We start from the raw sequence: 24454 nt of genomic DNA on the forward strand, positions 1-24454 counted from the left end.
CCGGACAACGCGGGCAAGGCGCCCTGGTGTTCCCAGGTCAGGACGCAGTTGGGCGCGCACTCCCGGGTCAGACACGGCCCGGGGTCAGACGATCCCGACCGGCAGCACGCTGCCCGCCAGGAGCAGCGCCGTGAGAACGGCGACCAGCACCCAAACCCTGGCCGGTGTGGGCGCCGGGCCCTCGACGTGATCCGGCCCCGGGTCCGCCCCAGGCGCGGGACCCGGTCGCACCGGGCCCACGACGACGGCCAGCCAGCGCACGTAGACGGCCACCCCGAGGGCGATGTTGAGCGCAGCCACGACGGCCAGCCACCAGATCCCGTCGCCCAGCACCGGGCGCAGGGCCACGATCTTGGCGACCACGCCGACGACGGCGGGCGGCAGGCCGGCGAGCGCCAGCAGAGCCAGGGCCAGCGGCAGTGCGAGCAGCGGCCGGGCCCGCAGCAACCCCTGGTGCGAGGCGAGCGCGGTGACCGGCGGACGCCCCGCCGGGTCCGCGGTGGTCGTGGCCGCCGCAACCGCGATGACGACGACGAACGCGAGCAGGGTCGCAGTGACGTAGACGACCAGGTAGGAGGTGGCCGCGTGAGCCGCCCGCGAGGACAGGGAGGCCAGCGGCAGCAGGACCCAGCCCGCCTGGGCGACGGTGGACCAGGCCAGCAGCCGGACGGTGTCGGTCTGGGTGAGAGCGACCAGGTTGCCCAGCGTCATCGAGGCGGCCGCCAGGACGGCGATGCCGACCAGCGTGGTCTCGTCGACGACCCCGAGGGCCTGCACCACGACGATCAGGCCGCCGAGGGCAGCCACCTTGGAGACGGTGGCCAGGTAGGTCGTGACGGGCAGCGGCGCCGCGGCATAGGTGATCGGTGTCCAGGCGTGGAAGGGGACGGCCGAGACCTTGAAGGCCAGCCCGGCCACGAGGAAGACCGCCGCGAGCACCAGCAGCGCCGGCTGCTCCACCGTGGTGGCGCCGCCGAGCAGCGCCGTCCCCGTCGCCGCCACCCAGAGGCCGGCGCCCAGGGCGAGCAGCGCGAAGGAGACCAGGGACGTGGTGAGCAGGGACACCGCGCCCTCCACGGCCCGTGCCCGCCGCTCGGGCGCCCAGGTGGTGCGCACCAGGGCAACCAGCGCCACCGTGGGCAGTGTGGCCAGCTCCAGCGCGACCAGCAGCGTGCCGAGGTCACCGGCGGCCGGGACCGCGACGACGCCACCGGTCGCACCCAGGGCGAGCGCAGCCACCACCGGCGACCTGCCCGTCGTCTCCCGACCCCCGCCCGGGCCGGGCGCGGTCCAGTCCCGCCAGGCCAGGACCAGCACGACGAGCGCCGCCAGCAACGCGGTGAGCTGCAGGACCGAGACCAGCCGAGAAGCGGCATACAGGCATTCACCGGAGGGCAGGCAGAAGGCGCCACGGGCGTCGCCGGCCGCCAGCCCCAAGCCGGGGACGGTGGCCAGCGCACCCGCGGCCAGACCCAGCGCGGCCACGATCAGGTGCGGCTCGCGGCGGTGCGGGACGGCGACGTCCAAGAGCAGCACGAACACCGCGGCCAGCAACGGGGCCAGGACGGGCAGGGTGGCCGTGAGGTGCAGCTCGAGGTTCATCGGGCCAGGACCTCTGCGACATAGGGGGCGGTCACCGCAAACAGGGCGGTCGGCACCACGCCCACCGCCACGACCAGCGCCCCGAGCAGGCCGATGGCCCATCGTTCGGTCACGATGGCGTCAGGGACCCGGGGCTCGAGCCGGTCACCGGTCCAGACTTCGCGCAGCACGCGCACGCTGTAAGCCACGGCGAGCACCGCCCCCAGCGCGCCGACCACGGTGAAGGAGCGAAACCAGCCCTCGGGCCGATCGGCCGCGGGGGCCCAGGACGCGAAGAGCGCCCCGATCTCGCCCCAGAAGCCGGCCAGGCCCGGCAGGCCCATCCCGGCGGCCAGACCGAGCACGAGCCCGACACCCAGCCGCGGGGCAACCTCGCGCACCGCCGCGCGGGCGACCGCAAGATCTGCGCTGCCCCACCGGTGCTTGAGCCCGCCGACAACCACGAAGAGCAGTGCGGAGACCAGCCCGTGCGCGACGTTGCCGAACAGGGCCGCCTGCAGCCCGGTCTGCGTGCCGGTCGCCAACGCCAGCACCACGAAGCCGAGGTGGGCCACCGAGGCCCACGCGATGAGCCGCTTCAGGTCGCGCTCGACCAGGCAGGCCAGACCGGCCCATACGACGCCGACCACGGCCAACCCGCCCAGCAGGGGGGCCCAGAAGGCGAACCCGGTCGGGACCACCGGGACGACGAACCGGGCGATGCCGTACGTGCCCAGCTTGAGCAGCACCGCGGCCAGCAGCACCGACCCGGCCGTCGGTGCGGTGGCGTGCACCCACGGCAGCCAGGTATGCAGCGGGAAGACAGGGATCTTCAGGGCCAGCCCGCTCAGCAGCAGGGCCGCGACGACAATCTGGGTGCTGCGGTCGAGGGCTCCGGGGCCTTGCTGCGCCCACAGGGCCAGGTCGGTGGTGCCGGTGGCGGTGGCCAGGGCGAGCAGGCCGGCGAGCATGAGGGAGGAGCCCACGACGGTGACCACCAGGAAGCGTTGGGCAGCACCGCGTGGGTCGCTGGCGGGGTCGCCGTACCGGCCGATCAGCAGCCACATCGGGATGAGGACCAGCTCGAAGCCGATGAAGAAGAGCAGGGCGTCCCCGGCAAGGAAGGCCAGCAAGGAGCCGAGCAGGATGAGCAGCAGGCAGGCGTGGTAACTCGCCAGACCGGGCACATCGGTCGCTCGCACCACCGGGATGGGCGAGGTGGGGGTGGTGCCCTCCAGTGCCGGGTCCGCAGGTCGCGGCGGCGGGGGGACGTGCAGGTGCAGGCTGGTGGCGACGACGCCGATCACGGCGGTGAGCAGGATCAGCGGCGCAGACAACCCGTCGGCCCGCAGCGTGAACCACACGCCGAGGCTCTCGATCCAGGGCTGGGCCAGCACGGGGCGGTGCAAGGCGGTGCCGAGCACGCCCACCGCCGACAGCATGGCCGCCAGCATCGAGGCCACGTGCACCACCCGCCGCCCGGGCGGGGAGGCCCAGCGACCCGCCGTGAGCAGCGCCACGGCCACCAGCAGCAGCGGCCCCAGGGCGAGCAGCAGCCACCCGGTGCCCAGGTCGGGGATGAGCTCGACGAGCTCGTCGCGGACGGCGATCAAGACCTCACTCACGAGGTGATCACCCCGATCGCGGCCAGGACGAGGACGCCGGCCAGCACGAGCGCCATGCTCGGCGTCGCCCGCCGCGGGCTGGCCAGGTCTCCGGCCCTCCCCAGCAGGCGCGGCGCGGCGCCCAGGCCCCGGACCCAGGAGTCCAGGACTTCCCGGTCGAACCAGGTCACCGCCCGGGCCAGCGCCATGACGGGGGCGCCGACCAGCAACCGATAGGCGTAGTCGGCACCGAGCCCGCGCTCGGCGGCCAGGCTCATCCCGGCCGGGATCCGCGCTGCAGCGTCGCGCGTGCGCACACCGCGGGCGGCAAGCCGCACTAGCAGTGCGCTGACCAGCATGAGCAGCAGGGTGGCAGCCATCAGCCGCAGGTCGAGGTGTGCACCGGAGCGCCAGACGGGCAGCAGCAGGACGGCGCCACCCAGCACGGTCATCACCATGAGCAGCGAGGTGCCCAGCCGGGCGGTGGAGCTGATCGCGGCCTCGGCCCGCTCCACGCCCTCGGCCTCCTGGACCACCTGCGGCTCGTCGAAGAAGTCGTCGATCCGCTCGACGTCCCCCAGCTCATAGGCGTTGGCCAGGCGCTGCTCCAGGGTGGGTCGGCTGAGCACCAGCCAGGCCCGCATGCAGTAGGCGGCGGTGAGCGGGGCGGAGGCGCCGACCGCGCCGAGGACCAGGACCGAGGCCAGTCCCCCACCGGCGGCGGCCCCGGCCTCGGCAGTGCCCAGGATGAGCTCCTTGGAGACGAAGCCGACGAACGGCGGCACCCCTGCCAACGCCAGCAGGCCCCACCCGAAACGACGCCGCAGCACCCGGTAGCGGCGAGTGCCGGAGGCCACCACGGCCATCGCGGTCCCGCCGACCAGGACCCCGAGCCAACCGGTGGCCAAGAAGAGCAGTGCCTTGAACCAGGCGTGCCCGATGAGGTGCTGCAGGGCCGCGTCGGGCCCGGTCTGCGGCATCGCCGCGGCCAGCACGGCCAGCATCAGGGCCACCTGGCTGACGGTGGACCAGGCGAGCAGGCGCTTCAGGTCGCCCTGGGCGAAGGCCAGCACGGCCGCGCCCAGCATGGTGAGGCTGGCCAGGACCGCGAGCAGCAAGCGGGCGGGACCGGTGACCGCCAGCAGCGGGAAGAGCTGGGTGAGCACCACGGTGCCGGCCGCAACCATGGTGGCCGCGTGGATCAGCGCGGAGGCCGGCGTGGGGCCCTCCATCGCGTCCGGCAGCCAGTCCTGGAAGGGGAAGAGCGCAGACTTCCCGGCCACCCCCAGGACGATGAGCACCATCGCCGCGGTGAGCGTGGGGCCGGGCCCGTCCACGGCCACCTGCGACCAGTGCTCGACGATCTCGCGCAGGGCGGTCGTCCCGGCGCCCGCGGCCAGGATGACCAGACCGACGACGAAGGCGGCGTCGGCCGTCCGGGTGACGATGAGCGCCTTGGCGGCCGCGCGCGTGGGCCCCGGCTTGATGGAGTGGTGGCCGATGAGCAGGAACGAGCACCAGCCCATCACCTCCCAGCCGACCAGGGTGAGCAGCACGTCGTCCGAGAGCACCGTGAGCAGCATCGCCCCGGTGAACAACGAGACGGTGGCGGCGAAGGTGCGGTAGCGGGGGTCGTACCAGAGGTACCACCGGGCATACCCTTGGATGACGAGCGCGACGACGGCCACCGTGGCGCTGACCAGGGCCAACGGCCACCCCACGACGAGCTGGAGCGGCACCTGCAGCTCGCCCAGGCTCAACGGCCCGATCGTCCCCGCCGTGCGCTGACCGTCCTCGATCCGGGCCAGGGTGTACAGCTGCCACAGCGAGACCGTCGCCGTCGCCAGCGCGCCACCGACGGCGATCCAGGCGCCCAGCCGGTTGGACCGGCCGACGAGGGTGACCCCGGCCAGCGCGGCCAGCAGGGGGATGAGCACCAGCCACTGCGACGGGCTGCCCCACAGGTCCGGCACCGGCAGGGAGGGGACGTCGATCGAGGGCAGCTGGAAGTCGTCCCAGGTCAGGGCGGGCAGGCTCATCGCGACCCCACCTCCCCCCGGGGCTCGAGGGGGGTATGCAGGTCGACGTGCCCGCGGGCGCGGAAGAGGGCCAGCAGGATCGCCAGCGCCACGACGACCTCGGCCGCCGCGATGGTGATGAGGAACAGGGTCAGCACCTGAGCGGAGCCGTCGGTGACCACGCCCGTCTGGCCGACGGTGACCAGCAGCAGACCGGCGGCGCCGAGCAGCAGCTCCACGCCGATCAGCATCAGGACGGCGTGCCGCCGGGCCAGCACGCCGTAGGCCCCTAGCCCGGCGAGGACCGCCACGAGCAGGTAAGGCAGCACCGGGCGGATCATGTCTCGTCCTCGCCGCCGACGGGGGCGCGGGCCACCGCGACGGCGGCGACCAGCGCGAGCAGCAGGAGCGCCGAGAGCAGCTCGAAGGGCCAGACGTAGGTGCCGAAGATCGCGGTGGCGACCTCGGTGCCGCTCGGCCCGGCCAGCTCCACCTGACCCCAGCCGAAGGCGGTCAGCAGCGCCCCGCCCAGGACGACGGCGGTCCCGGCACCGACCAGGCCTGCAGCGACCCGGTGCGGGGCCGTCGCCACCGCGGGCACCCCGCCCTGCCGGGTGAGCATGAGGACGAAGAGGACCAGCACCACCACGGCCCCGACGTAGACCAGCAGCTGCACCAGCGCCACCAGCTCGGCGCCCAGCACCAGGTAGCAGCCGGCGATCCCGCCGAGCGCCACCACCAGCCACAACGCCGCGTGCAGCACCTGCCGGGAGATGACCGCGAGCAGGCCGGCGCCCGCGGTGAGCAGTCCGACAGCCACGAACAGCACGTCCAGACCGGTCACGAGGGCTGCTCCCCCGGCGTCGGGTCAACCTTCGACTCCGCGGCCACGGCCGAGTCGCCCGGCACCTGAGCCGCGGCCTGTGCCTCGACCTCCTCGCTCGGCAGCTGCGCCGCGCCCCCGCCCGGCAGCTGCGCCGCCTCGGCTGGGGAGACCGGCGGCCCGGCATACCCCTCCGGCCAGGTCGACTCCGGCACCCGCCGCATCCAGGTGCCCAGCCGCTCCTTGTCGTGCAGCAGGTTGCGGATGTCGCCCTCGGCGTAGGCGAAGTCGGGCGCCCAGAAGAGGGCGTCGAAGGGGCACACCTCGATGCAGATCCCGCAGTACATGCACAGCGAGTAGTCGATCTCGAAGCGGTCCAGGACGTTCTTCTGCCGCGCCCGGCCGCCCTCCGTCTCCGGGGGGGTCTCCTCTTTGTGCGAGTCGATGTAGATGCACCAGTCCGGGCACTCGCGGGCGCAGAGCATGCAGGAGGTGCAGTTCTCCTCCAGCAGGGCGATGACGCCCCGGGAACGCTCCGGCAGCTCGGGCTCCACGTGGGGGTACTGCGCCGTGTGGGGGCGGCGGATCAGGGTGCGCAACGTCGTGCGCAGCCCGCGCAGCAGACCTTTCATCCCAGCACCACCACCCCGACGCCGGTGATCGCCAGCTGGGCCAGGGCCACCGGCAGCAGCACCAGCCAGGCCAGCCGTTGCAGCTGGTCCTCCCGCACCCGCGGCCAGGCCACCCGCAGCCAGAGGATGAACGCACCGACCAGGGTGGCCTTGAGCAGGGTCCACAGGGCGCCGACGACGCCGATGTCGCCGAACGGGCCTCGCCAGCCGCCGAGGAAGAGCACGGTGAACAGCAGGGACATCACCACGATCCCGGCATACTCGGCCAGCAGGAAGAAGGCGAAGCGCAGGCCGGTGTACTCGGTCAGCGGCCCGAAGACGATCTCGGAGTCGGCGATCGGGGCGTCGAAGGGGGTGCGCTGCAGCTCGGCGACCGTGGCGACGAGGAAGACGACCGCCGCGGGCGCCTGCCAGAGCAGCCACCACCAGGACCACTCCTGGACGATCCCGGTCAGGGACAGGGTGCCGGCGGCCATCGCGACCGACGCCGCGGCGAGCAGCAGCGGGATCTCGTAGGAGACCAGCTGGGCGCCGGCCCGCAGGCCGCCCAGCAGGGAGTACTTGTTGCCCGAGCCCCAGCCGGCCATCAGCGTGCCGATGACACCGACGCTGGTCACCGCGAGCACGAGCAAGAGACTGGCGGGGACATCGGCCGCGACCCAGGCCGCACTCCACGGGATGACGGCCAGGGCGACCAGGTAGGGGATGAGGGCGACGGCCGGCGCCAGCCGGAAGACGGGTCGGTCTGCCGCGGCCGGCGTCACGTCCTCCTTCTGGGCGAACTTGATGCCGTCCGCGACCAGCTGCAGCATCCCGTGCGGCCCGGCCTCCATCGGCCCGAGCCGGCCCTGCATGTGCCCCATCAGCTTGTGCTCCAGCTGCCCCAGTGCCAGGGGCAGGCTGAGGAAGGCCGCCAGCACGACGACGGCCTTCAGCGCGACCTCGAGGGCCACCGGGAGTTCAGCGAGCATCGCCGCCACCCTAACGACAACGAGGCACCCGCGTCTGGCGGCGCTCCGAGGGCCGGGACGAGGATGGGGCCGGTCCGTCCGGGTGGACGGGCCGGCCCCGGGGCCAGGCGGGGGGCGTGGTCAACTGGGGCGCGGTCCGATCCGGCTCCTCACGCGTGTGCGACGACAGGCGTGGTGCCGCGACGGGGTCGGGGCGGGCTCTGCCGCCGGTAGCTGGCGGGCTCGTTCCCGCGCTGGCGGGCCCGAAGAGCGAGGTCTCGTTCGCGCTCCTGGGCGATACTGCGCCCGACGAGGTGGTTCATCAGGTGTTCCATGGCGGTCGTCCTTTGCGGTGTGGGTGGGTGTATGAGCGGTGGGTGCGCGGTGGTGGGTGCGCGGTGGTGGGTGCGGCCCAGGTGGTGCGGGATGCCGTGCGCGGGCGTGCCGGGGTAGCGGAGCGGCGCAAGCAGGCGCCGTCCGGGTGGGCGGGTCAGCGGCTCAGCGGGTCGGTGGCGTCCCGTGGCTCGGTGGCGTCCGTGGCTCGGTGGCGTCCGTGGCTCGGTGCCGTCCGTGGGTCGGTGGCCTCAGTGGGTGATGAGGATGTCGCCGGTGCCGCTGCGCACGCTCACGGACAGGTGGTCCTGCCCCTGCTGCGGCGGCCCGACCGGGTCGATGCGCTGGGTGACGTCGCCCAGACCGGTGTTGAGGTCCAACCAGACGGGGGTCTCCCGGGGCACCCGGACCACCACGTCGCCGGTCCCGGTCCGCAGGGTGGCCCCGCCGGCGCGCAGGTCGAGGTCGATGTCACCGGAGCCCGTGGCCGCGGTGGTCTCCCCGGTGCGGGTGCGCACCGTGAGGTCGCCGCTGCCGCTGCGCAGCTGGAGCGCTCCGGGGCCGGTGCACTCCTCGACGCGGACGTCGCCACTGCCGGTCGTGACGGTCCCGGCGGTCAGGGTGCCGACGCTGATGTCGCCGGAGCCGCTGCTGGCGCGCAGCTCGGCGCACTCCTGGGCCCGCAGGTCACCGCTGCCGGTGGTGATGCGGGTGGTGCCGGTGACCCCGGTGACACTGACGTCGCCAACGCGGGTCCGGGCCTCCACCTGGGCGCCGTGCGGCACGTGGACGATCACGTCGACGGTGGCGGCGTCTCCCGCGGAGAGCTTCAGCGGCCCGAGGCTGAAGGAAAAGCCCCTCGATCCCTCCGGGTTCAGCAGCGCCGGGACGTCGACGACGACCCGGCCGTCCCGGCAGCTCAGCTCGACCTGCTCGAAGTCGACCTCCCGGTCGGCCCGCAGCTCGACGGAGGCGGTGCCCGCGTCTGCGTCGGCGTGGATGGTGACGTCACCGCGAGCGTTGTCGAGCAGCAGCGAGATGGTGGCGTCGTCGGCGAAGGTGCGGGTCAGCGTGGTGGCTGTGGTCTGGTTCATCAGGTGTCCTTAGGTCAGGCCCAGCCGGTGACGCGGCGGGCGCTGTGGATGGTGGGGGTGATGGTCCCCGAGGGGACCGTGCTGATCGCGCGCCGCAGGGTCTGCACGATCCAGGTGTTGAGCGAGACCTCGGCCTCGGCGGCCAGGCGATCCAGCTGGCCCTTGAGCGCCTGGGGCAGCCGCACGGTGACCCGCGCGGTCTCCCCGTCGTCCGAGTCAGCAGCCAGCGGCTCGTGGGGCGGGATCGGCGGTGCCGGCGGCGTGGGAGGCGCAGGCGGCACGGCCTCGGTCCGGTGGACCGCGAGCACCGGGTCCCGGCCCTCCATCCGGACGACGACGGCCGCATCGGTGAGCTCACTGGTGACGTTGGCGGCGGCGTCGGAGAGTGCGTGCACCAACGCCAACCGCAGCGCCGGCTCCACCGCGGTGGCTACCTTCGCGGCAACAGCACGGGTCTGCTCGTCGGCCAGCGCGGTGGCCCGGTCGAGGTCGGCGAGGACCGAGGCGAGATAGGGATCGAGGTTCATGACGCCATCGTGACATCAATCTGACGTCACTGTCAACAGTCTTGACGTCAGAGTGGCGGCACATACTGTGGCAGGCTGTCAGGGCCACACACAAAGGCCCTACCGTAGGTCCATGCTTCGACGCCTCGCGGCTCGCACCTTCTGGTCGCTCAGCCGCTGGAGACTGTCCACCGCGCCGGCACCGGACCGGCCCACGGTGCTGGTCGGTGCACCCCACACCTCCAACTGGGATTTCGCGCTCATGCTCGGGATCACCTGGCGCCTGGACATGGATATCCGGTGGCTGGGCAAGCACAGCCTCTTCACGGGCTGGCGTGGCCCGCTGATGCGTGCCCTTGGCGGCATCCCCGTTGACCGTTCGAACGCGGGCCGTGTCGTCGACGAGGTGCTCGAGCTCGTCCGGTCGGGCGAGGTCTTCGGTCTCGTGGTCACTCCCGACGGGACCCGCGGGGGGCACACCCACTGGAAGTCCGGGTTCTACCGCATCGCCCGGGAGAGCGGTATGCCGGTGACGCTGGGCTATGTCGACCGCACCACGATGACGACAGGTCTGGGCCCGACCCTGGAGATGACCGGAGATGTCCACGCTGACATGGACCGCATCCGGGCGTTCTATGCCGACAAGGCAGGCTTCCGTCCGGACCTGCGCGTCGAGCCGCGGCTGCGCGAGGAGACTCAACGGGTCTGACGCAGCTCACCCTGCCCAGATCACGTGACAGCACTCCTGGGTGCTCCTTGGTGCTCCTGGGTTCTCCTGGGTGCTCCTGGGTGGGGAACCGGCATACCGTCAGCCGCCGCGCGGCCCCCAGGACGGGTCGGGCACGCCGGGCGGGAGCAGCCGGCGGCGGGACGGCGAGCGCCGGGCGGTCGTCCCTGATCCCTCACCCGGCTCCTTGGCCCCCGGCCACGGTTTGGAGGCCCGGGCCGCGAGCACGAACTCCTTGCGCAACGGGTTGCCCTCGAACCCCTCGGGCAGCAGCAGCGGTCGCAGGCCCAGCCCGGTGCCGTCGTCGAAGCCCTCGACGCCCAGGCCGAACATCTCGACCAGCTCGCGCTCGTGCCAGGCGGCGCCACGGAACACCCCGGTGACCGAGGGCAGGGTGCCCCCGGCCGGCACCCGGGCCCGCAGCCGGATCCCGCGCAATCCCCCCTCCCTCGCCCTGGAGACGTCCAGGAGCTGGCAGACGACCTCCATCCCCGGCCCCGGGAGGCCCTCCCCCTCCTGGGCATCGGTCTCGTCCACGGCGGAGAGCCAGTCGAAGAAGGCGAAGCCCTCGTCGCGGGCGGCCCGCACCGCCTCGTGCCACTCCGGGGGCCGGACCCGGCGCTCTTCGACCTGCGTCATGGCTGCCACCCTACCCACGCGGATCCGATGAGCAGGGGCCACGGCAGCGGGCGCGGCACGGCCTTACGCCTGCGCGATCGGGTAGCCTCACCGCATGCCCGATGCCCTGCCCGAGCTGGCGTCGGCGGTCGACGCGGGGGACCCAGTTCAGTCACGCCACGCCCTCCGCACCGTGCCACCCGAGCACGGTGACAACGCCCTCGCGCTCCTCGCCGGTCGGGCAGCCGAGGGGTCCGCCCTGGCCACCGAACTGCTGGTCGAGCAGCTCGATGAGTCGGGGGTCATCCGTCGCTTCGTCTCCAGCACCCTCCTGGACGAGTCCGCTGTCGACGACGTCAGCCAGGACGTGCTGATCTCCGTCGCCGGTTCGATCCAGTCCTTCAAGGGCGAGTCCAAGGTCACCACCTGGGTGCACAGCATCGTCCGGCACCGAGTCGTGGACCACCTCCGGCGGCAGCGGGCAACCACTCCCCTGCCCGAGGACGACCTGGGGCCGGCGCAGCGGATGAGCTCGTTGCTCGCCACCCGCGCCACCGTCCAGGCCGCGCTCGCCGGGCTGCCCGATCTCTACCGCGCCCCGGTCGCCCTGCGCGATCTGGAGGGGCTGAGCTACGCCGAGGTCGCCGAGCGGCTCGACCGCAACGTGGGCACCGTCAAGGCCCAGATCTCCCGGGGGCGAGCACTTGTCGCCTCCACGCTCAAGGGCGAGGAGTGGGCGTGACCTCTTCCGCCGCCGGTGCCCGATCCACCGGTGCCGTCCGCGCCGGTCGGTACCCACTCCAGGAGGTCATCGGGGTCGGGTCCTTTGCGACCGTGCACCGCGCGCTCGATGAGCGCCTCGACGATGTCGTGGTCGTCAAGATCCTCGCGGAGAACCACAGTCTCAACCCTGAGGTCCGGGAACGCTTCATCGCCGAAGGTCGCGCCCTACGGCGGGTGAGCAGCCGGCACGTCGTGACCGTCCACGACATTGGGGAGAGCGACCGGCAGCAGCCCTACCTGGTGCTCGAGCTCGCCGACCGGGGTGACCTGGCCGAGCGTGTGAGGACGCTGCGGGCCGAGGGGTGGCGCGCGTCGGCCGCAGACCTGCTGGTGGTAGCCCGGCAGCTCGGTGCCGCCCTCGAGGCTGTCCATGCCGCGCGGCTGGTCCACCGCGACCTCAGCCCCGCGAACGTCCTGCTCGCCTCCTCCCACACCGAGGGGGAGGAGACGCGCACCGCGCAGGCGGAGGCCGTCCGCGCCGACGAGCGGCTGGTCCTGGCCGACCTCGGCATGTGCAAGGACCTGGCGTTGGGCTCGGGGCTCACCGTGGCCGGCGGCACCGCCGGCTTTCGAGCACCCGAGCTGGACGCCGGTCCGGCCGTCATCGACACCCGCGCGGATCTGTGGTCGCTCTCGGCGCTCGTCACCTGGCTGGCCGAGGGCGCCGACCTGCCCGAGCGGCTGCACACGGTGCTGGCACGCGGTCAGGCGGACGATCCGGACGACCGCCAACCCGACGTGGCCACCTGGCTGGCCGAGGTCGAGGAGGCGCTCGAGCCGCCGCCACCGCAGGACGGTCAGGACCTGACGGACGAGGCGAGAGGCGGTGAGGGGGCGACGTCATACCGCGGTGCGTGGCGCCGAACGGCCGCGGTCGCCCTGGTGGCACTTCTGCTCGGTTTGGGCGCCGGGTGGCTGCTGCGCGGGTCGGGTGATCCGCCCGCCGCGACCTCGAGCGCCCGTGTCCACATCGAGGCTCCCGAGCAGGTGCAGGTCGGGGAACCGGCGACCTTCACGCTGCGTCACCTCGGCGTCGACTCCTGGGTCTGGGTGCTGCCGACCGGCGAGCATGTCGTCGACGAGGAGACGGTGACGCTCACCCCGACGGGCGCCGGGACGGCGACCCTGTCCGTCCGAGCCCTGGACCCCGAGGGACGCGACCTCGAGGACGTCCTGGAGTTCCAGGTCGCCGAGCCCTGAGGCACGCCCCACAACGTGATGCAACCGATCGGGTCCGAGCACCGACAGACCTGATGTACGCACCCAACACAAGGGAAGATCATCATGAAGCACGCACTGCACCGCCCGCTGCTCCCGCTCCTGGCGGCCGCGGCCCTGACCCTGTCCGCCTGCAGCCAGGAGGCTCCCGCAGAGTTCGAGGACACCGGCAGCCAGCAGCAGGCCGCCGTTGACGACACCCCGGACGCGACCGGAAATGCCGAGGAGTCGACGCAGGACACCGGAGGCTCGCAGTCCGGGTCCGACGCGGCCCAGGAGACCGACGACGCGACCTCGCAGTCCGGGTCCGACGCGGCCGAGGGGACCGACGACGTGACCTCGCAGTCGGCGGCCGCCGCCGGAGTCGACCCCAGCACCCTCGGCGAGCCGATCGCCACGGTTAACGTCCCCGCCCAGGTCGAGGGTGACCCGGAGGCGACGATGGACGTCAGCCTCTACTCCTTGACCCGAGACGGGGAGACGGTCGTCGGCATCTACTCCTTCCACGTGCGCTCCGAGAGGGGATCGGACGACGCGAGGTGGATCTACCACTACCTCGGCAGCCAAGGGTGGGAGCCGCACCTCATCGACACGCAGAACCTCACCCGGCACGACGTGCTGCGGCAGGGCCTCACCCGGGCTATGACCGCCCACCAGGGCGTGCAGTTCCGTCCCGGCCAGACGCTGTTCGCCTACGCTGCCTTCGCAGCACCGCCAGAGGACGTCACCACGATGACGGCCAGCCTCGTGGACGCAGGCGCGGTCGTGCCCGAGGTGCCGATCCGATGAGGCGCCTCGGAGCCGCCCCTCGGCACTCGCCCCGGTTCGGCCGCACGTGGGCCGTGGTCGCGGGCACGGCCCTGGTGCTCACCGTGACGGGCCAGGCCCTGGCCGACGAGCGGGGGGACGTGCTCGACTCCCTGCCCTCCTCCGCATGGGGTCAGAGCATCGTCGCGCTCGAGTCGAGCACGACCGTGCTGGACGAACGCATCACCTATCTCGAGCCGAGAATCTCGCCCTTCGAGACCCGCACCACCGAGGGCGAGGAGACGGTCATCACGCTCTCCTCCGACATCCTCTTCGCCTTCGGCGAGGCCACGATCGAGCCCGAGGCCGAGCGCAGGATCGGCGAGCTGCTCGCCGACGTCCCCGACGGTGCGACCGTGCAGGTGCACGGCCACACCGACTCGATCGGCGGCAGGGACTTTAACCAGGCGCTGTCCGAGGACCGGGCCGAGACCGTCGCGGAGGTCATCCTGGCGGACCGGCCTGATCTGCAGCTCGAGGTCGAGGGCTTCGGAATGGATGACCCAGTGGAGCCGAATGCGACGGACGGCGAGGACAACCCCGAGGGGCGCGCGCTCAACCGTCGTGTCGAGGTCCGCTTCGACGGCTGACGGTAGCGGGGCCCCGGCCCACCGGCCCGGAAGTCGTCATCGGGCGTCTTCCGGGTGCGGAGGGACCGCCACCTTAGGCAGGCGCGGGAGCAGAGAGGGGGAACCTGAGCCGGAACGGCGACAGCAGGGAGGGGAGCCGGCCCGGCTCCAGCCCGGCGGTGGAGCCAAAGGCCCGGGACCCGATGAGGTGGCCCAAGGCCGAGCTGGCGACCAGCAGCACGACGTTGCGGCCCGGGCACATCGCCGGCCCGCCGCTGAACGGCACCAGCGGCCAGTCCTCGTCGGTGCGCTCCTGCAGCCACTGGTCGGGGTCGAAGGTGTGCGCCTGCGGCAGGCGCTGGTCGTCGCGGTGGAAGAACGGCGCGAAGATCACCAGGGAGGCCCCCTCGGGCAGGGTGCCGGTGCGCCAGGAGGTCTCGCGGGTCGCCTCCCTCAGGATGAGCGGCGTGGTCGGCCACAGCCGCAGCGACTCCAGCACGGCGGACCGCGTGAAGGGCAGGTCCGGCGCCCGGTCCAGCTCTGCCCGGACCCGGTCCGCGGCGCCGGGGTGGTCGGTCAGCAGGGCCAGTGCTCGCAAGCTCGCCCAGGTGGCGGCGTCGAAGGCGAAGAGCCACTGCGGGATCTGCTGGTGCGGTTCGGTCCCGGGAGGGGCAGGCGTCTGCGCCACCACCTCGGCCAGGCTCCCCGGCTCGGCTCGGTCGACATAGCCGCGCAGCCGCTCCAGGAACCGCGCCCGCAGTGCGGGCCTCCGCGGCGCCAGGTAGGACAGATTGCCCAGCCGCCGCAGGGTCAGCAGCTCGTCGGTGACTGCCTCGTCCTCCCGCGCGCTGTCCCCCAGCACCGCCCGGCGCACGATCCGCATCCAAGCGCGGGCATAGCTGTCCCAGTCCAGCTCGCCGGCAAAGTCGACGTGGCCCAGGAGCACGTCCATCTCCTCCTGGGCGACCTGCGCCATCCGCAGGCCGACCCGGGGGTGCACGACAGTCCCGGTGGCCAGCACGTCCTCGTTGAAGGGTCGTCGCTGCCGGCGGTCCTCGTTGCTGGAGGCCAGCACCCCGGCGGGCTGGAAGTGGCCGAGCGCCCCCCGCTTCTCTAGGGAGGCGGGCGCGAACGGCTCGGGGCTCTCGTTGAGGACGCGGTGGACGTCGTCGGGGTCCAGCACCAGAGCCAGCCGGCGGCCGGCCAGGTTGATCTGCACGGGGTCGGGTCCATGTTTCTCCCGGAGGCGCTGCATCTGGGTCAGCGCGTGCCGTTCGGCGTCCATCCGTTCCAGCAGGGTGACGGCCCGGGGGCGTCGGACGATCGGGCCCTTGACCACTGGCGGCAGCATCACCGTGCCTAGGGTGCGGACGAGGTCGGTCGGGCTGACGGTCGCGAGCTGTCCCATACCTTCTACCGTCTCAGGTCAGCCCGGTGACCTCATCTCGGAGGACCACCGCCGACCTCCGGCGGCGCGACCAAGCCGCGAGTGGCCTCTCCTGCCGACACGGGGCGGTCGGCATACCGTGCGCCCGGGCGCCGGGCCCGTGCCTGCCCCGGGACCTCTTCGGCGATCTGCTGCTGCAGCTGCACGATGCCGGCCAGCAGCGCCTCCGGGCGCGGCGGGCAGCCGGGCACATAGACGTCGACCGGGATCAGCTGGTCCACGCCCTTGGTCACGCAGTAGGAGTCCCAGTAGGGGCCGCCGGAGTTGGAGCAGGCACCGAAGGAGATGACGTACTTCGGCTCAGGCATCTGCTCGTAGAGCCGTCGGATGGACGGCGCCATCTTGTCCGTCACCGTGCCGGAGACGACCATCAGGTCGGACTGCCGCGGCCCAGGGGCGAACGGAATCACCCCGAGACGGATGAAGTCGTGCCGGGCCATCGAGGCGCTGATGAACTCGATCGCGCAGCAGGCCAGGCCAAAGTTGAACACCCACAGCGAGTACTTGCGCCCCCAGTTGAGGACGACCTGGACGGCCCGGGGCGCCCTCTCCACGGGGGCGCCCACGCGGGGGTCGGGCAGGTCGACCATCACCACCACCTCAACAGGCCACGCCGCCACACGTGCAGCAGCGCCACGACGAGCACCCCGATGAAGATCGCCATCTCCACCAGCGAGGCCAGGCCGAGCTCGGTGCGGATGACCAGCGCCCAGGGGAAGAGGTAGACGGCGTCGACCGCGAAGATGACGTACAGCAGCGCGAAGACGACATACCGGACGCTGCCCTGCTCCCACCCCGACCCGACGGGGTCGACACCGGACTCATAGGTGGTCAGCTTGGCGGGCGAGGGGTCGGCGGGCGCGAGCACGCGCCGGGCACCCATGGCGGCCGCCACGAGGGCGATGCCGGCCAGCAGGGTGAGGGCGACGACGAGATACTCACGCATCGTGCCTCACCCTAGTCCTCACCGCCCGCCAGGTGCTGCAGGCCGGCCCCGACGATCGTGCCCATCCGCAACTGGTCGATCATCGACTCGCTGCGCGTCTGCAGGACCAGCACGTAACCCTCAGGCGCGTCCTGCGCCGCGGCCCCGGTCTCGACGTAGTAGCTCAGCGCCAGCACCCCGGGGGCCGAGCCGCCCTTGAAGCCCTGGTAGGTCACGCTCTCGGGCACCTGCCCGCCCGGGTTGGCCGACAGGATCTCGCGCACCGGCCCGCCCGCCTCGGTGGCCGCCTGCTGCTGCAGACGGGCGTGCATGGAACACACCTCACCCCCGGTGAGCGGCCAGTCCACCCCGTCCTGCCAGACCGGGGTCGTGACTGCGTCGACGTCGACCACCGACAGGTCCTGCGGCAGACCCTCGAGGACCGCCTGGCGCTCCTGGTGGGACGCCGCCCGGGCCCAGCGGTCCCGGACGTCCTGCTCCACGCCCCAGCCGAGGATGAACAGCTCGCGCGTGGTCTGCAGTGGGGTGACGCGGTCGGGGTCGACCCCCGCCTGTTCGGCCGAGGAGCGCAGCCGGTCCTGGCCGACGGCGGCGATGAGCAGGTCGGTGGCGGTGTTGTCGCTGATCGAGATCATCAGCTCGGCGGCCTCCTGGACGCTCACCGTGGAGCCGGTCTCCCGGTCCTGCAGGATGCCCGAAGGCAGGCTCTTGACGGCGTCGGTGATCTCCAGCTCGTCGGCCCATGCCAGCTCCCCGGCCTCGACGGCGTCCACCAGCCCGGCGAGCACGAGCAGCTTGAAGACGGAGCCGGTGGGCCGGGCCTCCCCGCCCGCCGGGAGGCCTTCGGTGGTGTGCACCGTCTGGCAGGTGCCGTCCCGGACCTCGCCGACGACGACCTGGGTCTGGGCGCCGAGGTCGGCCAGCGCGGCGTCCAGATCCGCCCACGCGCTGATCGCGGGTGGCTCCCCCGAAGTGTCCTCCTGGTAGGAGAGCATCTGGATCCGGCCCTCGTCGTCCAGCCCGATCGACAGGATGAGTGGGCGCCGCTCGGAGTGCAGCGACAGGCTGGCGACGCGACCCGCCCCCACGGCGGCGTGGGTGACCGTGTAGGGGCCGCTCAGGCGCAGGGGTCCGATACCCACGGAGAGCTCGAAGGCGCTGAGCTGGTCCTGGAAGGCCTGGTCGAACCGCTCGGCGAACTCCCCCGCCGAGACCACGCCTGTTTCCTCCTCCAGCAGGCCCAGCGCCCACCGGGTCTGCTCGAGCAGGTCCTCGTCGCTGATCACTGCGGCCAGGTCGACCTCGGCCGGCGGCGCCGTCGTCGCGGGCGCGGTGGTCGCCCCCGCGTCGTCCGGCCCCCCGGTCGTCGCGTCCGGGGCGGGTGCCTCCGTCGTGCCCGGTTGCTGGCTCGTGGGCGCGCCCGCGCCCGTCGGGCTCACCGAGTCCTGGCTCATCGGGTCCTCCTGCCCTCCGGTGCAGGCGGTGAGCAGTAGCGCGGCGGCTGCTGCGCTGGCCACCACCCCGACGGAGCGGCGGGCACCTGCGGTGCGGGTCGGCATACCTGTCTCCCTCGTGTCGCTACCTGCGGTCTCGTCCTGGACACCCATCCCACCATGGCGAGGTGCTGGCACCGTCCGGGCCCGACGCTAGGCCACCGCGCGCTCCGCGAGCAGTCGCCGGCCGTTGTGCCACAGCACGTCCTGCAGCCACTCCTGCCCCAGCCCCCAGCGGTGCAGCGCCTCCAGCTGGTGGGCATAAGGATAGGGAATGTTCGGGAAGTCGGAGCCCAGCACCACCCGGGAGCGCAGCTCCTGCAGCCGGCCCAGGAAGCGGGGCGGCACCGGCGCGGAGCGCTCCATGAAGTCGGTGCCGGCCATGGTGGTGTCCAGGTGCACACGGGGGTAACGCTCGGCGAGGTCGGCGAACTCGTCATACTCCGGCATGCCGAGGTGGGCGATGACCAGCGTGAGGTCGGGATGGGTCGCGAGCAGCCGTCCAACGCCCTCCGGACCAGCCTTGCTGACATCCCGTCCCCGGACCTGGGGGCCGGTGCCCGCGTGGATGACGACCGGCACGCGGGCCCGGGCGAGCAGCTCCCACGAGCCGCCGAGCAGGTCGTCGTCGGGGGCCAGGTCGCTGACCGTCACATGCACCTTGACCAGGGCCAGACCGTCGTCCACCGCCTCCTGGATCTGCTCGGTCATCCCCGGCTCGGGGTAGAGGGTGGCGCACCGCAACACCTGTGGGTGGGCTGCGGCGAAGTCTGCGCACCAGGCGTTGAGGTCGGCGACCATCCCCGGCTTGTGCGCGTAGGTCAGGGCGGGGACCTGGTGCACCCCGAGGCGGGCCAGCGTCGCCAACCGCTCCTGCGCGGACGCGCGGTAGTGGATCGGCCAGGGGGTGCCGTAGTGCTCCTCCGCCCGGTCGAAATAGGCCCAGATCGCCTGCGTCAGCCGGTCGGGGTGGAAGTGCACGTGCAGGTCCGCCAGGCCCGGGAGGCCGAGGGCGTCCAGGTAGGCGGGCACGTCCGCGTCCGTCCGTGGCGGCAGCAGATCATCGGCCTGCCGGGTCCGGGAGGCGCTCACCGGGCCGCCTCGCGCAGCGCGTCACCGGCCTGCACCCCGTACCCGCCCCCGAAGAGCAGGGCGTGCACCAGCAGCGGGACCGTCTGGTAGACCGCGACCCGCTCCTGCCAACCCTCGGCCAGCGGGTGCGCCTCGACGTAGGCCGCGAACACCCTCCCGCTGAAGCCGCCGAAGAGCTGCATCATGGCCAGGTCCACCTCGCGGTGCCCGAGCTGGGCGCAGGGGTCGATCAGCCAGCTGCGGCCGCGGCTGTCGACCAGGCGGTTGCTGCCCCAAAGGTCGCCGTGCAGCAGCGCGGGCGGCTCCGGCGGACCGAGGCGGTCAGGGCTGATCCGCTCGGCCAACGCTGCCAGGACGGGGTCCAGCGCGCCCAGCTCGGCCGCCCGTCGCGCCAGCGGGAGGACCCGGCGCTGCACCCAGGATTCGTGCCAGGCTCCCGTCGGGGTGAGGTCGACGGGGCACGCACCCAGGTATGCCGTGGGCTCGCCGTCCACCGACCCGAAGGTCACCGGGGGCTTCGCGTCACCCGAGCCGTGGGTCGCGGCCACCCCCCTGGCCGTCGAGGCGGCGCTCTCCCTGGAGGGCGCCTCCTGGGCCTGGAGCCGCTCGGGGCCGCTCCGGTGCAGGGCCGCGAGCTCCCTGCCGAACTCCTCCTCGGAGGCCGCGGTGCGCTCACCGCCCTGCTCGACCCAGGACAGCGTGATGGTCTCTTCGGTGACGTCCAGGACGTCGGGGACCCGGGCACCGGCCGCCTGCAGGGCCCGCAGGCCCGCGGCCTCGCGGTGGAAGAACAGCGGCGGCGCGTCCACCAGGGTCTTGGTGAAGACCGGCTCGCCGTCGGGACCCGTGCTGCGGGTTGGGGTGCCGGTGATCGTCATACCCCTCATCCTGTCAGCGTCGTGGGTGCCCAGCACGGGTCGCCGCGTCGGCCGAGCGAGGACTCGCCTGCCCTTGCGGTGCTGGGCGTCGGATCCTTCATGGGGGTATGCACCCAAAGGGCCTCTGAGTTGGGGGGCGAGTAGCTCAGCGGGCTGACCGGTGCTCGGCCAGCACCTGCTCCAGCGAGTCCTGCTGCAGGGAGCGCACCAGGCCCGCGACGGCATCCTCGATCTGGTCGTACATGCGCGTGTAGCCCTCGCGCGGGCCGTTGTAGGGGTCGGGCACGTCGCGCACCCCCTCGACGGCGTCGCCGGCGAAGGCACCGAGGCGGACCACCTTGGCCGCGTCCTGCGGGGTGCGGGCCAGCACCAGGATGTCCTGCTCGTTGGCGGAGTCCATGGCCACCACCAAGTCTGCCTCGTCGAAAAGCTCGGGCAGGAACTGGATGCCGACGGTGCTCAAGGTGTAACCCCGGCCCTCGCCCTCCTCGATCGTCATCTCGTGCGGCCGGCGGCCCACGTGCCACGGCCCGGTCCCCGCTGAGGTGACGCTCACGTGGTCCAACCCGGCCTGCCTCAGCTCGTGGACGAGCACCGCCTCGGCGGCGGGAGAGCGGCAGATGTTTCCCAGGCAGACGGTCATGATGCGCATGCCCTCACCCTCTCAGAGCCGGCCCGGGGCGACGAAGATGACAACCCTCTCATCCGGGCATGGTCGGATGAGGGTATGCAGCGTCGCACCACCTTCCTCCTGGGCAAGAAGCCCCGCGCCGGCACCATCGTCGCCGAGGTCATCGATCTGCTCACCACCTGGGACGTCTCCTGCGAGGTGTTGCTGCCGCACGACCAGCACGTGCGCCCCGACGACACCCAGGACGTCGACCTCGTCGTGCACCGTGGCCTGTCCGGCGCGGACGAGGACCTGCTGTCGACCCTGGACGCCATGGGCACTCCGCTGTGCAACCCCTGGGCCGGGAGCACCCACCTGCGCGACCGCGCCGCCCTGCACGGCGCCCTCGACCGGGCCAGCGTGCCCTCCCCGCGGGGGGTCATGCACGCGACCTGGGCCGAGGTGCTCGCCGAGGAGGGCCGACGGCGGGTCGTGGTCAAGGCCGTCGCCGGACCGGGCCGGGGGTGCGGTGTGCTGCCCAGCCCCCTGCCGCAGGAGCCGCCGATGGACGGCCCCTACTTGGTGGAGGAGCTCATCGAGCACGACGGGACCGACCGCAAGCTCTACGTCGCCGGCCAGCACGTCTCCGGTCTGCTCAAGCCGTCCACCCTGGTCCGCAGCCACACCACCGAGGGGACGCCCTTCACGGTCGACGCCCAGCTCGCCGAGCTGGCCCGCCGCACCTTGCAGCACCTGGACCTGCACCTCGCCGGCGTCGACGTGGTGATCGGGCCGGACGGGCCGGTCGTGGTGGACGTCAACGCCTTCCCCGGCTACCGCGGCGTCGAGGCCGCGGCCCGTGCGGTGGCGGCGCACCTGCTGGAGCACCTGGGCCGTGCCGACGATCCGACGTCCTGAGCAGCGCCTGTGCTACGCAGCCGCGAGCCGGCGTCGGGCCGCCGCGAGGACCAGTGCGGTCGCCACCAGGAGCAGGCCTGCAGAACCCGCGCCGTGCGCGATCACCAGCCCGCCCACCAGCACCGGGATCAGGGTGGCGATGAGGAGGGCATCGACCTGCCACAGGGCGACGACCAGACCCGAGGCGTCCCCCGCCGCCGTCGGCACGGGCGTGTGCACGATGACCGGCATCGGCGGCTTGGCGGCGTCGTAGATGCGCACGGCGACGGCCAGCACGAGTGCCCCCAGCCCCAGGCCGGAGGACCACGCCGCCCCGCCGAGCAGTGTGGACAGCAGCAGGCCGACCGCGCCGAGCACGCACGCCGCGGCCAGGGGCAGCAGCGCGTGCAGACCGACCAGCTGCAGGTCCCCTACCCCGTAGAGCACCGGCGCCGCCCCGGCCTCGACTGCGTGTCGGATGCCGTCCGTGAGCACGCCCAGCCCCAGGTAGCCCAGGCCCGATCCCAGAGCGATAGCGAGCCACCACAGCCCGCCGGGTAGCAGCGTCGTCGTCCCGGCGACGACCACGCCCAGGACGATCGCGACGGTGCCGGTGAGCAGCCTGCCAGGCATGCGCAGGGCGGCGATCAGGTCGCGGGTGAGGAAGAGGATCGGCATGCTGGCGGAGCGGGCGCGGAGCGCCTGTCCGGGGCGAGGCCGCGGCGGGACGGGACGGTAGGTGGCTACCGCGGCAGACGCTTCCCCAGCGCCCAGCGCCATGGTGGCGGCCTGCCAGCGCCGAGCCTGCTCCAGCAGTTCGGGCCCGCTCAGCGCATCGAGCAGGCGGGGCACGGACGGGACGGTCACCCGGGCAGGCCAGCCCGACCCGGCCAAAACCTGCCCGGCGAGCCAGCACACGGCCACCAGCACGCCGGCCAGGGCACCGAGGACAGGAACGCCCAGGACCGCCCAGCCGGCCATCTCGCCCGTCCGGGCCAGGGCCGCCACAGGCAGAATGGCGAGCAGGCTGAACGCGCCGACCGGCAAAGCGGCTGCAGCCCAGAACGTGCGCCGCAGGCTGCGTCGGCGGGGGCACGGGCCGTGTGCGACCAGGTGCGTACGGAACGGGCTGAGGACCACCGGGCCCCTGGTCCGTCCGATGAGCAGTGCGGCGAGCGCCGCCACCGGGACACTCACGAGCGCGAGCGTCCGCGCCGCGGGGGCGCCTAGCAGGGCCAGCACGCCGGGGGTGTCGAGGGCGACCAGGGCCGTCCACACGGCCGGGCCCAGGACGACCCCGGTCAGGAGCACGCCGAGGTAGATGCGGTAGGCACGGTCCCCCATCACGCCGCCTCCCGCAGGACCAGCTCGTCGGCGTCGAGCTCCTCCACGAGCCTGCTGCTGTGCGTGGCTAGGAGCAGGGTGGCCCCGTCGCGGCGTCGACGGTCCAGCAGCTGGCTGACGGCGGTGAGCCGGTCCTCGTCCAGCCGCTGCTCGGGCTCGTCGAGAAGCAGCACCTCTCCGGGGCGGGCCAGGGTGAGGGCGAGCGCGCACAGATGCGCCTGACCGGCCGAGAGCTGGTGCGGCAGGCGCTGTGCCAGCCGGGCGATCCCGAGCTCGCCCAGCAGCCGGTCGGCAGTCCTGCCGGCGGTCGCCGCATCACTGCCCCAGGTCCTGGCCACGAGCTCCAGGTGCTCGAGGACCGTGAGGTCCCGCGCCGTCGGGGGCGGCCCGACCAGAGCCGCGACCGCCCGGCGAAAACGGGGGTCGCGCTCGTCAATCGGACGCCCCGCGACCAGACACCGTCCGGCGCTGGCCCGTTCCAGCCCGGCCAGGACGCGCAGAAGGGTGGTCTTGCCGGATCCGTTGGCTCCGGTGACGGCGAGCACCCGTCCTCGGTCCACGCTGAAGGTCGTGGGCGCCAGCACGGGGTGGCCCGCTCGCTCCACCTGCACGTTGGTGACCTCCACCTGGACCATCCCGCCAGCCTAGATGGTGCGCCCACTGCGCCTCACTCACCTCACCGATGAGACGGTGTGGGGATGCAGGACCAGGCACGCAGGCAGCTGGCCGCACGGGAGACGCAGATCAGGGCGCAGATGGAGGCGTTGCTGGCCCCGGACGCTGAGCTGACGACGGCAGCGCTGGCGCGCTGCCTGGGCGAGAGCGAAGCGATCATCGTCGAGCAGCAGACCGCCGGCACCGCGCACACCGCGCTCCAGGAGGAGCTGGAGCAGGTGCAGCGGGCTCAGCAGCGGATGGCGCAGGGCCGGTACGGGGTGTGCGAGGTGTGCGGCACGGCCATCCCGGAGGACCGGCTCGAGGTGCGACCCTGGTCGACGCGCTGCGTGCAGCACGGCTGAGCAGGTCTGACGGCGCGGCGGGCAACCCTGGTGGCGTGCGAGAGTGGGCCGATGCACGGGGACGTCAGGGCACAGTTAGAGGCCAAGGAGCGTGAGCTCGTGGACCAGATGCAGCAGCTGACCCGCCCGCAGCAGGACCAGGGCAGCATCTCCTTCGGCAAGCGGGTCGGGGACGGGACCGCGATGGCCGTCGACCGGTTGGCGGCGGTGAGCGCCCATGACAACCTGCAGGGGCTGCTGGACGAGGTGCGGCACGCCCGTACCCGCCTGGACGAGGGCCGGTACGGCGTCTGCGAGGAGTGTGGCGAGCCGATCCCCGAGGGGCGGCTGGAGGCGCGCCCCTGGGCCACGCGGTGCGTGCGGCACAGCTGAGACGGGACTGCTGTCGCTTCCGCGACAACTTGTCAGCGTGCCACTGGCCGGGGGCAGTAGACCCGTCCGAAGGGGGGCCTCTGAGCACTGACC

Annotated in this window: 27 protein-coding genes; 8 read left to right on the top strand and 19 right to left on the bottom strand. The window is 72.9% G+C overall.

The genetic code is table 11. From position 1 onward, the window contains the following. Nucleotides 1–84: 84 nt before the first annotated feature. The 9 genes from FY030_RS12195 to FY030_RS12235 form a co-directional block, all read right to left on the bottom strand. Complete coding sequence (locus FY030_RS12195; protein ID WP_158061738.1) at nucleotides 85–1602, bottom strand: NADH-quinone oxidoreductase subunit N; 1518 nt, start codon at nucleotides 1600–1602, stop codon at nucleotides 85–87. After that, nucleotides 1599–3206 carry a complex I subunit 4 family protein gene (locus tag FY030_RS12200; protein WP_192498592.1) on the bottom strand — a complete coding sequence of 536 codons (1608 nt, stop codon included), beginning with the start codon at nucleotides 3204–3206 and terminating at the stop codon, nucleotides 1599–1601. The genes FY030_RS12195 and FY030_RS12200 overlap by 4 nt, the downstream gene beginning before the upstream one ends. Beyond that, complete coding sequence (locus FY030_RS12205; protein WP_158061740.1) at nucleotides 3203–5224, bottom strand: NADH-quinone oxidoreductase subunit 5 family protein; 2022 nt, start codon at nucleotides 5222–5224, stop codon at nucleotides 3203–3205. Before FY030_RS12205 ends, FY030_RS12200 begins: the two co-directional genes overlap by 4 nt. Next, nucleotides 5221–5544, bottom strand: coding sequence for an NADH-quinone oxidoreductase subunit NuoK (nuoK, locus tag FY030_RS12210; RefSeq protein ID WP_158061741.1), 324 nt, complete (start codon nucleotides 5542–5544; stop codon nucleotides 5221–5223). Before nuoK ends, FY030_RS12205 begins: the two co-directional genes overlap by 4 nt. Then, on the bottom strand, nucleotides 5541–6047 hold the full coding sequence (locus FY030_RS12215; protein ID WP_158061742.1) for an NADH-quinone oxidoreductase subunit J family protein: 507 nt from the start codon (nucleotides 6045–6047) through the stop codon (nucleotides 5541–5543). The genes nuoK and FY030_RS12215 overlap by 4 nt, the downstream gene beginning before the upstream one ends. After that, complete coding sequence (locus tag FY030_RS12220) at nucleotides 6044–6658, bottom strand: NuoI/complex I 23 kDa subunit family protein (protein WP_158061743.1); 615 nt, start codon at nucleotides 6656–6658, stop codon at nucleotides 6044–6046. Before FY030_RS12220 ends, FY030_RS12215 begins: the two co-directional genes overlap by 4 nt. Then, nucleotides 6655–7629 carry an NADH-quinone oxidoreductase subunit NuoH gene (nuoH, locus tag FY030_RS12225; protein WP_158061744.1) on the bottom strand — a complete coding sequence of 325 codons (975 nt, stop codon included), beginning with the start codon at nucleotides 7627–7629 and terminating at the stop codon, nucleotides 6655–6657. Before nuoH ends, FY030_RS12220 begins: the two co-directional genes overlap by 4 nt. A gap of 563 nt (nucleotides 7630–8192) precedes the next feature. Further along, nucleotides 8193–9035: a DUF4097 family beta strand repeat-containing protein gene (locus tag FY030_RS12230; protein WP_158061745.1), complete on the bottom strand. Its 843-nt coding sequence runs from the start codon at nucleotides 9033–9035 to the stop codon at nucleotides 8193–8195. A 14-nt stretch (nucleotides 9036–9049) separates the two neighbouring features. Next, entirely contained in the window at nucleotides 9050–9562 is a 513-nt protein-coding gene (locus FY030_RS12235) for a toxin-antitoxin system HicB family antitoxin (protein WP_158061746.1), read from the bottom strand. Between the two features lie 112 nt (nucleotides 9563–9674). Here FY030_RS12235 and FY030_RS12240 point away from each other — a divergent pair, with 112 nt between their 5' ends. After that, nucleotides 9675–10250, top strand: coding sequence for a 1-acyl-sn-glycerol-3-phosphate acyltransferase (locus FY030_RS12240; protein ID WP_158061747.1), 576 nt, complete (start codon nucleotides 9675–9677; stop codon nucleotides 10248–10250). A gap of 99 nt (nucleotides 10251–10349) precedes the next feature. Here the strand turns inward: FY030_RS12240 and FY030_RS12245 are convergent, their stop codons facing one another. Beyond that, nucleotides 10350–10907, bottom strand: coding sequence for an NADH-quinone oxidoreductase subunit C (locus FY030_RS12245; RefSeq protein ID WP_158061748.1), 558 nt, complete (start codon nucleotides 10905–10907; stop codon nucleotides 10350–10352). A 94-nt stretch (nucleotides 10908–11001) separates the two neighbouring features. Between FY030_RS12245 and FY030_RS12250 the strand changes: the two genes are divergently transcribed. From FY030_RS12250 to FY030_RS12265, 4 genes are all read left to right on the top strand, one after another. Then, nucleotides 11002–11628: an RNA polymerase sigma factor gene (locus tag FY030_RS12250; protein WP_158061749.1), complete on the top strand. Its 627-nt coding sequence runs from the start codon at nucleotides 11002–11004 to the stop codon at nucleotides 11626–11628. Then, the gene (locus FY030_RS12255; RefSeq protein WP_158061750.1) at nucleotides 11625–12869 is read left to right on the top strand and encodes a protein kinase domain-containing protein; all 1245 of its coding nucleotides are present in this window, start codon (nucleotides 11625–11627) and stop codon (nucleotides 12867–12869) included. The genes FY030_RS12250 and FY030_RS12255 overlap by 4 nt, the downstream gene beginning before the upstream one ends. A gap of 84 nt (nucleotides 12870–12953) precedes the next feature. Beyond that, nucleotides 12954–13676, top strand: a complete 723-nt coding sequence (locus tag FY030_RS12260) for a hypothetical protein (protein WP_192498593.1) — start codon at nucleotides 12954–12956, stop codon at nucleotides 13674–13676. Beyond that, complete coding sequence (locus FY030_RS12265) at nucleotides 13673–14284, top strand: OmpA family protein (protein WP_158061751.1); 612 nt, start codon at nucleotides 13673–13675, stop codon at nucleotides 14282–14284. Before FY030_RS12260 ends, FY030_RS12265 begins: the two co-directional genes overlap by 4 nt. 73 nt (nucleotides 14285–14357) lie before the next feature. Here FY030_RS12265 and FY030_RS12270 read toward each other — a convergent pair whose 3' ends face one another. The 7 genes from FY030_RS12270 to FY030_RS12300 all read right to left on the bottom strand — a co-directional run bounded on the left by FY030_RS12270 (nucleotide 14358) and on the right by FY030_RS12300 (nucleotide 20771). Further along, entirely contained in the window at nucleotides 14358–15671 is a 1314-nt protein-coding gene (locus FY030_RS12270) for a cytochrome P450 (protein ID WP_158061752.1), read from the bottom strand. A gap of 32 nt (nucleotides 15672–15703) precedes the next feature. After that, on the bottom strand, nucleotides 15704–16300 hold the full coding sequence (locus FY030_RS12275; RefSeq protein WP_158061753.1) for an NADH-quinone oxidoreductase subunit B: 597 nt from the start codon (nucleotides 16298–16300) through the stop codon (nucleotides 15704–15706). After that, nucleotides 16300–16656 carry an NADH-quinone oxidoreductase subunit A gene (locus FY030_RS12280; protein WP_158061754.1) on the bottom strand — a complete coding sequence of 119 codons (357 nt, stop codon included), beginning with the start codon at nucleotides 16654–16656 and terminating at the stop codon, nucleotides 16300–16302. Before FY030_RS12280 ends, FY030_RS12275 begins: the two co-directional genes overlap by 1 nt. Nucleotides 16657–16667: 11 nt before the next feature. Beyond that, nucleotides 16668–18215 (bottom strand): serine hydrolase, encoded by a 1548-nt coding sequence (locus tag FY030_RS12285; protein ID WP_158061755.1) that lies wholly within the window; start codon nucleotides 18213–18215, stop codon nucleotides 16668–16670. 87 nt (nucleotides 18216–18302) lie between these two features. Continuing rightward, complete coding sequence (locus FY030_RS12290) at nucleotides 18303–19241, bottom strand: amidohydrolase family protein (RefSeq protein WP_238348260.1); 939 nt, start codon at nucleotides 19239–19241, stop codon at nucleotides 18303–18305. Continuing rightward, nucleotides 19238–20119: a fructosamine kinase family protein gene (locus tag FY030_RS12295; RefSeq protein WP_238348261.1), complete on the bottom strand. Its 882-nt coding sequence runs from the start codon at nucleotides 20117–20119 to the stop codon at nucleotides 19238–19240. Before FY030_RS12295 ends, FY030_RS12290 begins: the two co-directional genes overlap by 4 nt. 145 nt (nucleotides 20120–20264) lie before the next feature. Further along, entirely contained in the window at nucleotides 20265–20771 is a 507-nt protein-coding gene (locus tag FY030_RS12300; RefSeq protein ID WP_158061757.1) for a low molecular weight protein-tyrosine-phosphatase, read from the bottom strand. Nucleotides 20772–20846: 75 nt separating this feature from the next. Here FY030_RS12300 and FY030_RS12305 point away from each other — a divergent pair, with 75 nt between their 5' ends. Then, entirely contained in the window at nucleotides 20847–21647 is an 801-nt protein-coding gene (locus FY030_RS12305; protein WP_158061758.1) for an ATP-grasp domain-containing protein, read from the top strand. A 12-nt stretch (nucleotides 21648–21659) separates the two neighbouring features. Here the strand turns inward: FY030_RS12305 and FY030_RS12310 are convergent, their stop codons facing one another. Beyond that, nucleotides 21660–22973 carry a hypothetical protein gene (locus FY030_RS12310; protein WP_158061759.1) on the bottom strand — a complete coding sequence of 438 codons (1314 nt, stop codon included), beginning with the start codon at nucleotides 22971–22973 and terminating at the stop codon, nucleotides 21660–21662. Beyond that, nucleotides 22970–23605: an ABC transporter ATP-binding protein gene (locus FY030_RS12315; RefSeq protein WP_158061760.1), complete on the bottom strand. Its 636-nt coding sequence runs from the start codon at nucleotides 23603–23605 to the stop codon at nucleotides 22970–22972. The genes FY030_RS12310 and FY030_RS12315 overlap by 4 nt, the downstream gene beginning before the upstream one ends. Nucleotides 23606–23668: 63 nt before the next feature. Here FY030_RS12315 and FY030_RS12320 point away from each other — a divergent pair, with 63 nt between their 5' ends. Together FY030_RS12320 and FY030_RS12325 are read left to right on the top strand one after the other, a co-directional pair. Continuing rightward, nucleotides 23669–23989 carry a TraR/DksA family transcriptional regulator gene (locus tag FY030_RS12320; RefSeq protein ID WP_158061761.1) on the top strand — a complete coding sequence of 107 codons (321 nt, stop codon included), beginning with the start codon at nucleotides 23669–23671 and terminating at the stop codon, nucleotides 23987–23989. Between the two features lie 51 nt (nucleotides 23990–24040). Then, on the top strand, nucleotides 24041–24361 hold the full coding sequence (locus tag FY030_RS12325; RefSeq protein WP_158061762.1) for a TraR/DksA family transcriptional regulator: 321 nt from the start codon (nucleotides 24041–24043) through the stop codon (nucleotides 24359–24361). Nucleotides 24362–24454 lie beyond the last annotated feature (93 nt).

Source organism: Ornithinimicrobium pratense, assembly GCF_008843165.1.
Lineage (GTDB): Bacteria > Actinomycetota > Actinomycetes > Actinomycetales > Dermatophilaceae > Ornithinicoccus > Ornithinicoccus pratensis.

Coding starts and splice junctions, on each gene's coding strand:
- FY030_RS12195 (WP_158061738.1), bottom strand. CDS start 1,602: ATGAACCTCGAGCTGCACCTCACGGCCACCCTGCCCGTCCTGGCCCCG.
- FY030_RS12205 (WP_158061740.1), bottom strand. CDS start 5,224: ATGAGCCTGCCCGCCCTGACCTGGGACGACTTCCAGCTGCCCTCGATC.
- nuoK (WP_158061741.1), bottom strand. CDS start 5,544: ATGATCCGCCCGGTGCTGCCTTACCTGCTCGTGGCGGTCCTCGCCGGG.
- FY030_RS12220 (WP_158061743.1), bottom strand. CDS start 6,658: ATGAAAGGTCTGCTGCGCGGGCTGCGCACGACGTTGCGCACCCTGATC.
- nuoH (WP_158061744.1), bottom strand. CDS start 7,629: ATGCTCGCTGAACTCCCGGTGGCCCTCGAGGTCGCGCTGAAGGCCGTC.
- FY030_RS12230 (WP_158061745.1), bottom strand. CDS start 9,035: ATGAACCAGACCACAGCCACCACGCTGACCCGCACCTTCGCCGACGAC.
- FY030_RS12235 (WP_158061746.1), bottom strand. CDS start 9,562: ATGAACCTCGATCCCTATCTCGCCTCGGTCCTCGCCGACCTCGACCGG.
- FY030_RS12240 (WP_158061747.1), top strand. CDS start 9,675: ATGCTTCGACGCCTCGCGGCTCGCACCTTCTGGTCGCTCAGCCGCTGG.
- FY030_RS12245 (WP_158061748.1), bottom strand. CDS start 10,907: ATGACGCAGGTCGAAGAGCGCCGGGTCCGGCCCCCGGAGTGGCACGAG.
- FY030_RS12250 (WP_158061749.1), top strand. CDS start 11,002: ATGCCCGATGCCCTGCCCGAGCTGGCGTCGGCGGTCGACGCGGGGGAC.
- FY030_RS12260 (WP_192498593.1), top strand. CDS start 12,954: ATGAAGCACGCACTGCACCGCCCGCTGCTCCCGCTCCTGGCGGCCGCG.
- FY030_RS12265 (WP_158061751.1), top strand. CDS start 13,673: ATGAGGCGCCTCGGAGCCGCCCCTCGGCACTCGCCCCGGTTCGGCCGC.
- FY030_RS12270 (WP_158061752.1), bottom strand. CDS start 15,671: ATGGGACAGCTCGCGACCGTCAGCCCGACCGACCTCGTCCGCACCCTA.
- FY030_RS12275 (WP_158061753.1), bottom strand. CDS start 16,300: ATGGTCGACCTGCCCGACCCCCGCGTGGGCGCCCCCGTGGAGAGGGCG.
- FY030_RS12280 (WP_158061754.1), bottom strand. CDS start 16,656: ATGCGTGAGTATCTCGTCGTCGCCCTCACCCTGCTGGCCGGCATCGCC.
- FY030_RS12285 (WP_158061755.1), bottom strand. CDS start 18,215: ATGCCGACCCGCACCGCAGGTGCCCGCCGCTCCGTCGGGGTGGTGGCC.
- FY030_RS12295 (WP_238348261.1), bottom strand. CDS start 20,119: ATGACGATCACCGGCACCCCAACCCGCAGCACGGGTCCCGACGGCGAG.
- FY030_RS12300 (WP_158061757.1), bottom strand. CDS start 20,771: ATGCGCATCATGACCGTCTGCCTGGGAAACATCTGCCGCTCTCCCGCC.
- FY030_RS12305 (WP_158061758.1), top strand. CDS start 20,847: ATGCAGCGTCGCACCACCTTCCTCCTGGGCAAGAAGCCCCGCGCCGGC.
- FY030_RS12315 (WP_158061760.1), bottom strand. CDS start 23,605: ATGGTCCAGGTGGAGGTCACCAACGTGCAGGTGGAGCGAGCGGGCCAC.
- FY030_RS12320 (WP_158061761.1), top strand. CDS start 23,669: ATGCAGGACCAGGCACGCAGGCAGCTGGCCGCACGGGAGACGCAGATC.
- FY030_RS12325 (WP_158061762.1), top strand. CDS start 24,041: ATGCACGGGGACGTCAGGGCACAGTTAGAGGCCAAGGAGCGTGAGCTC.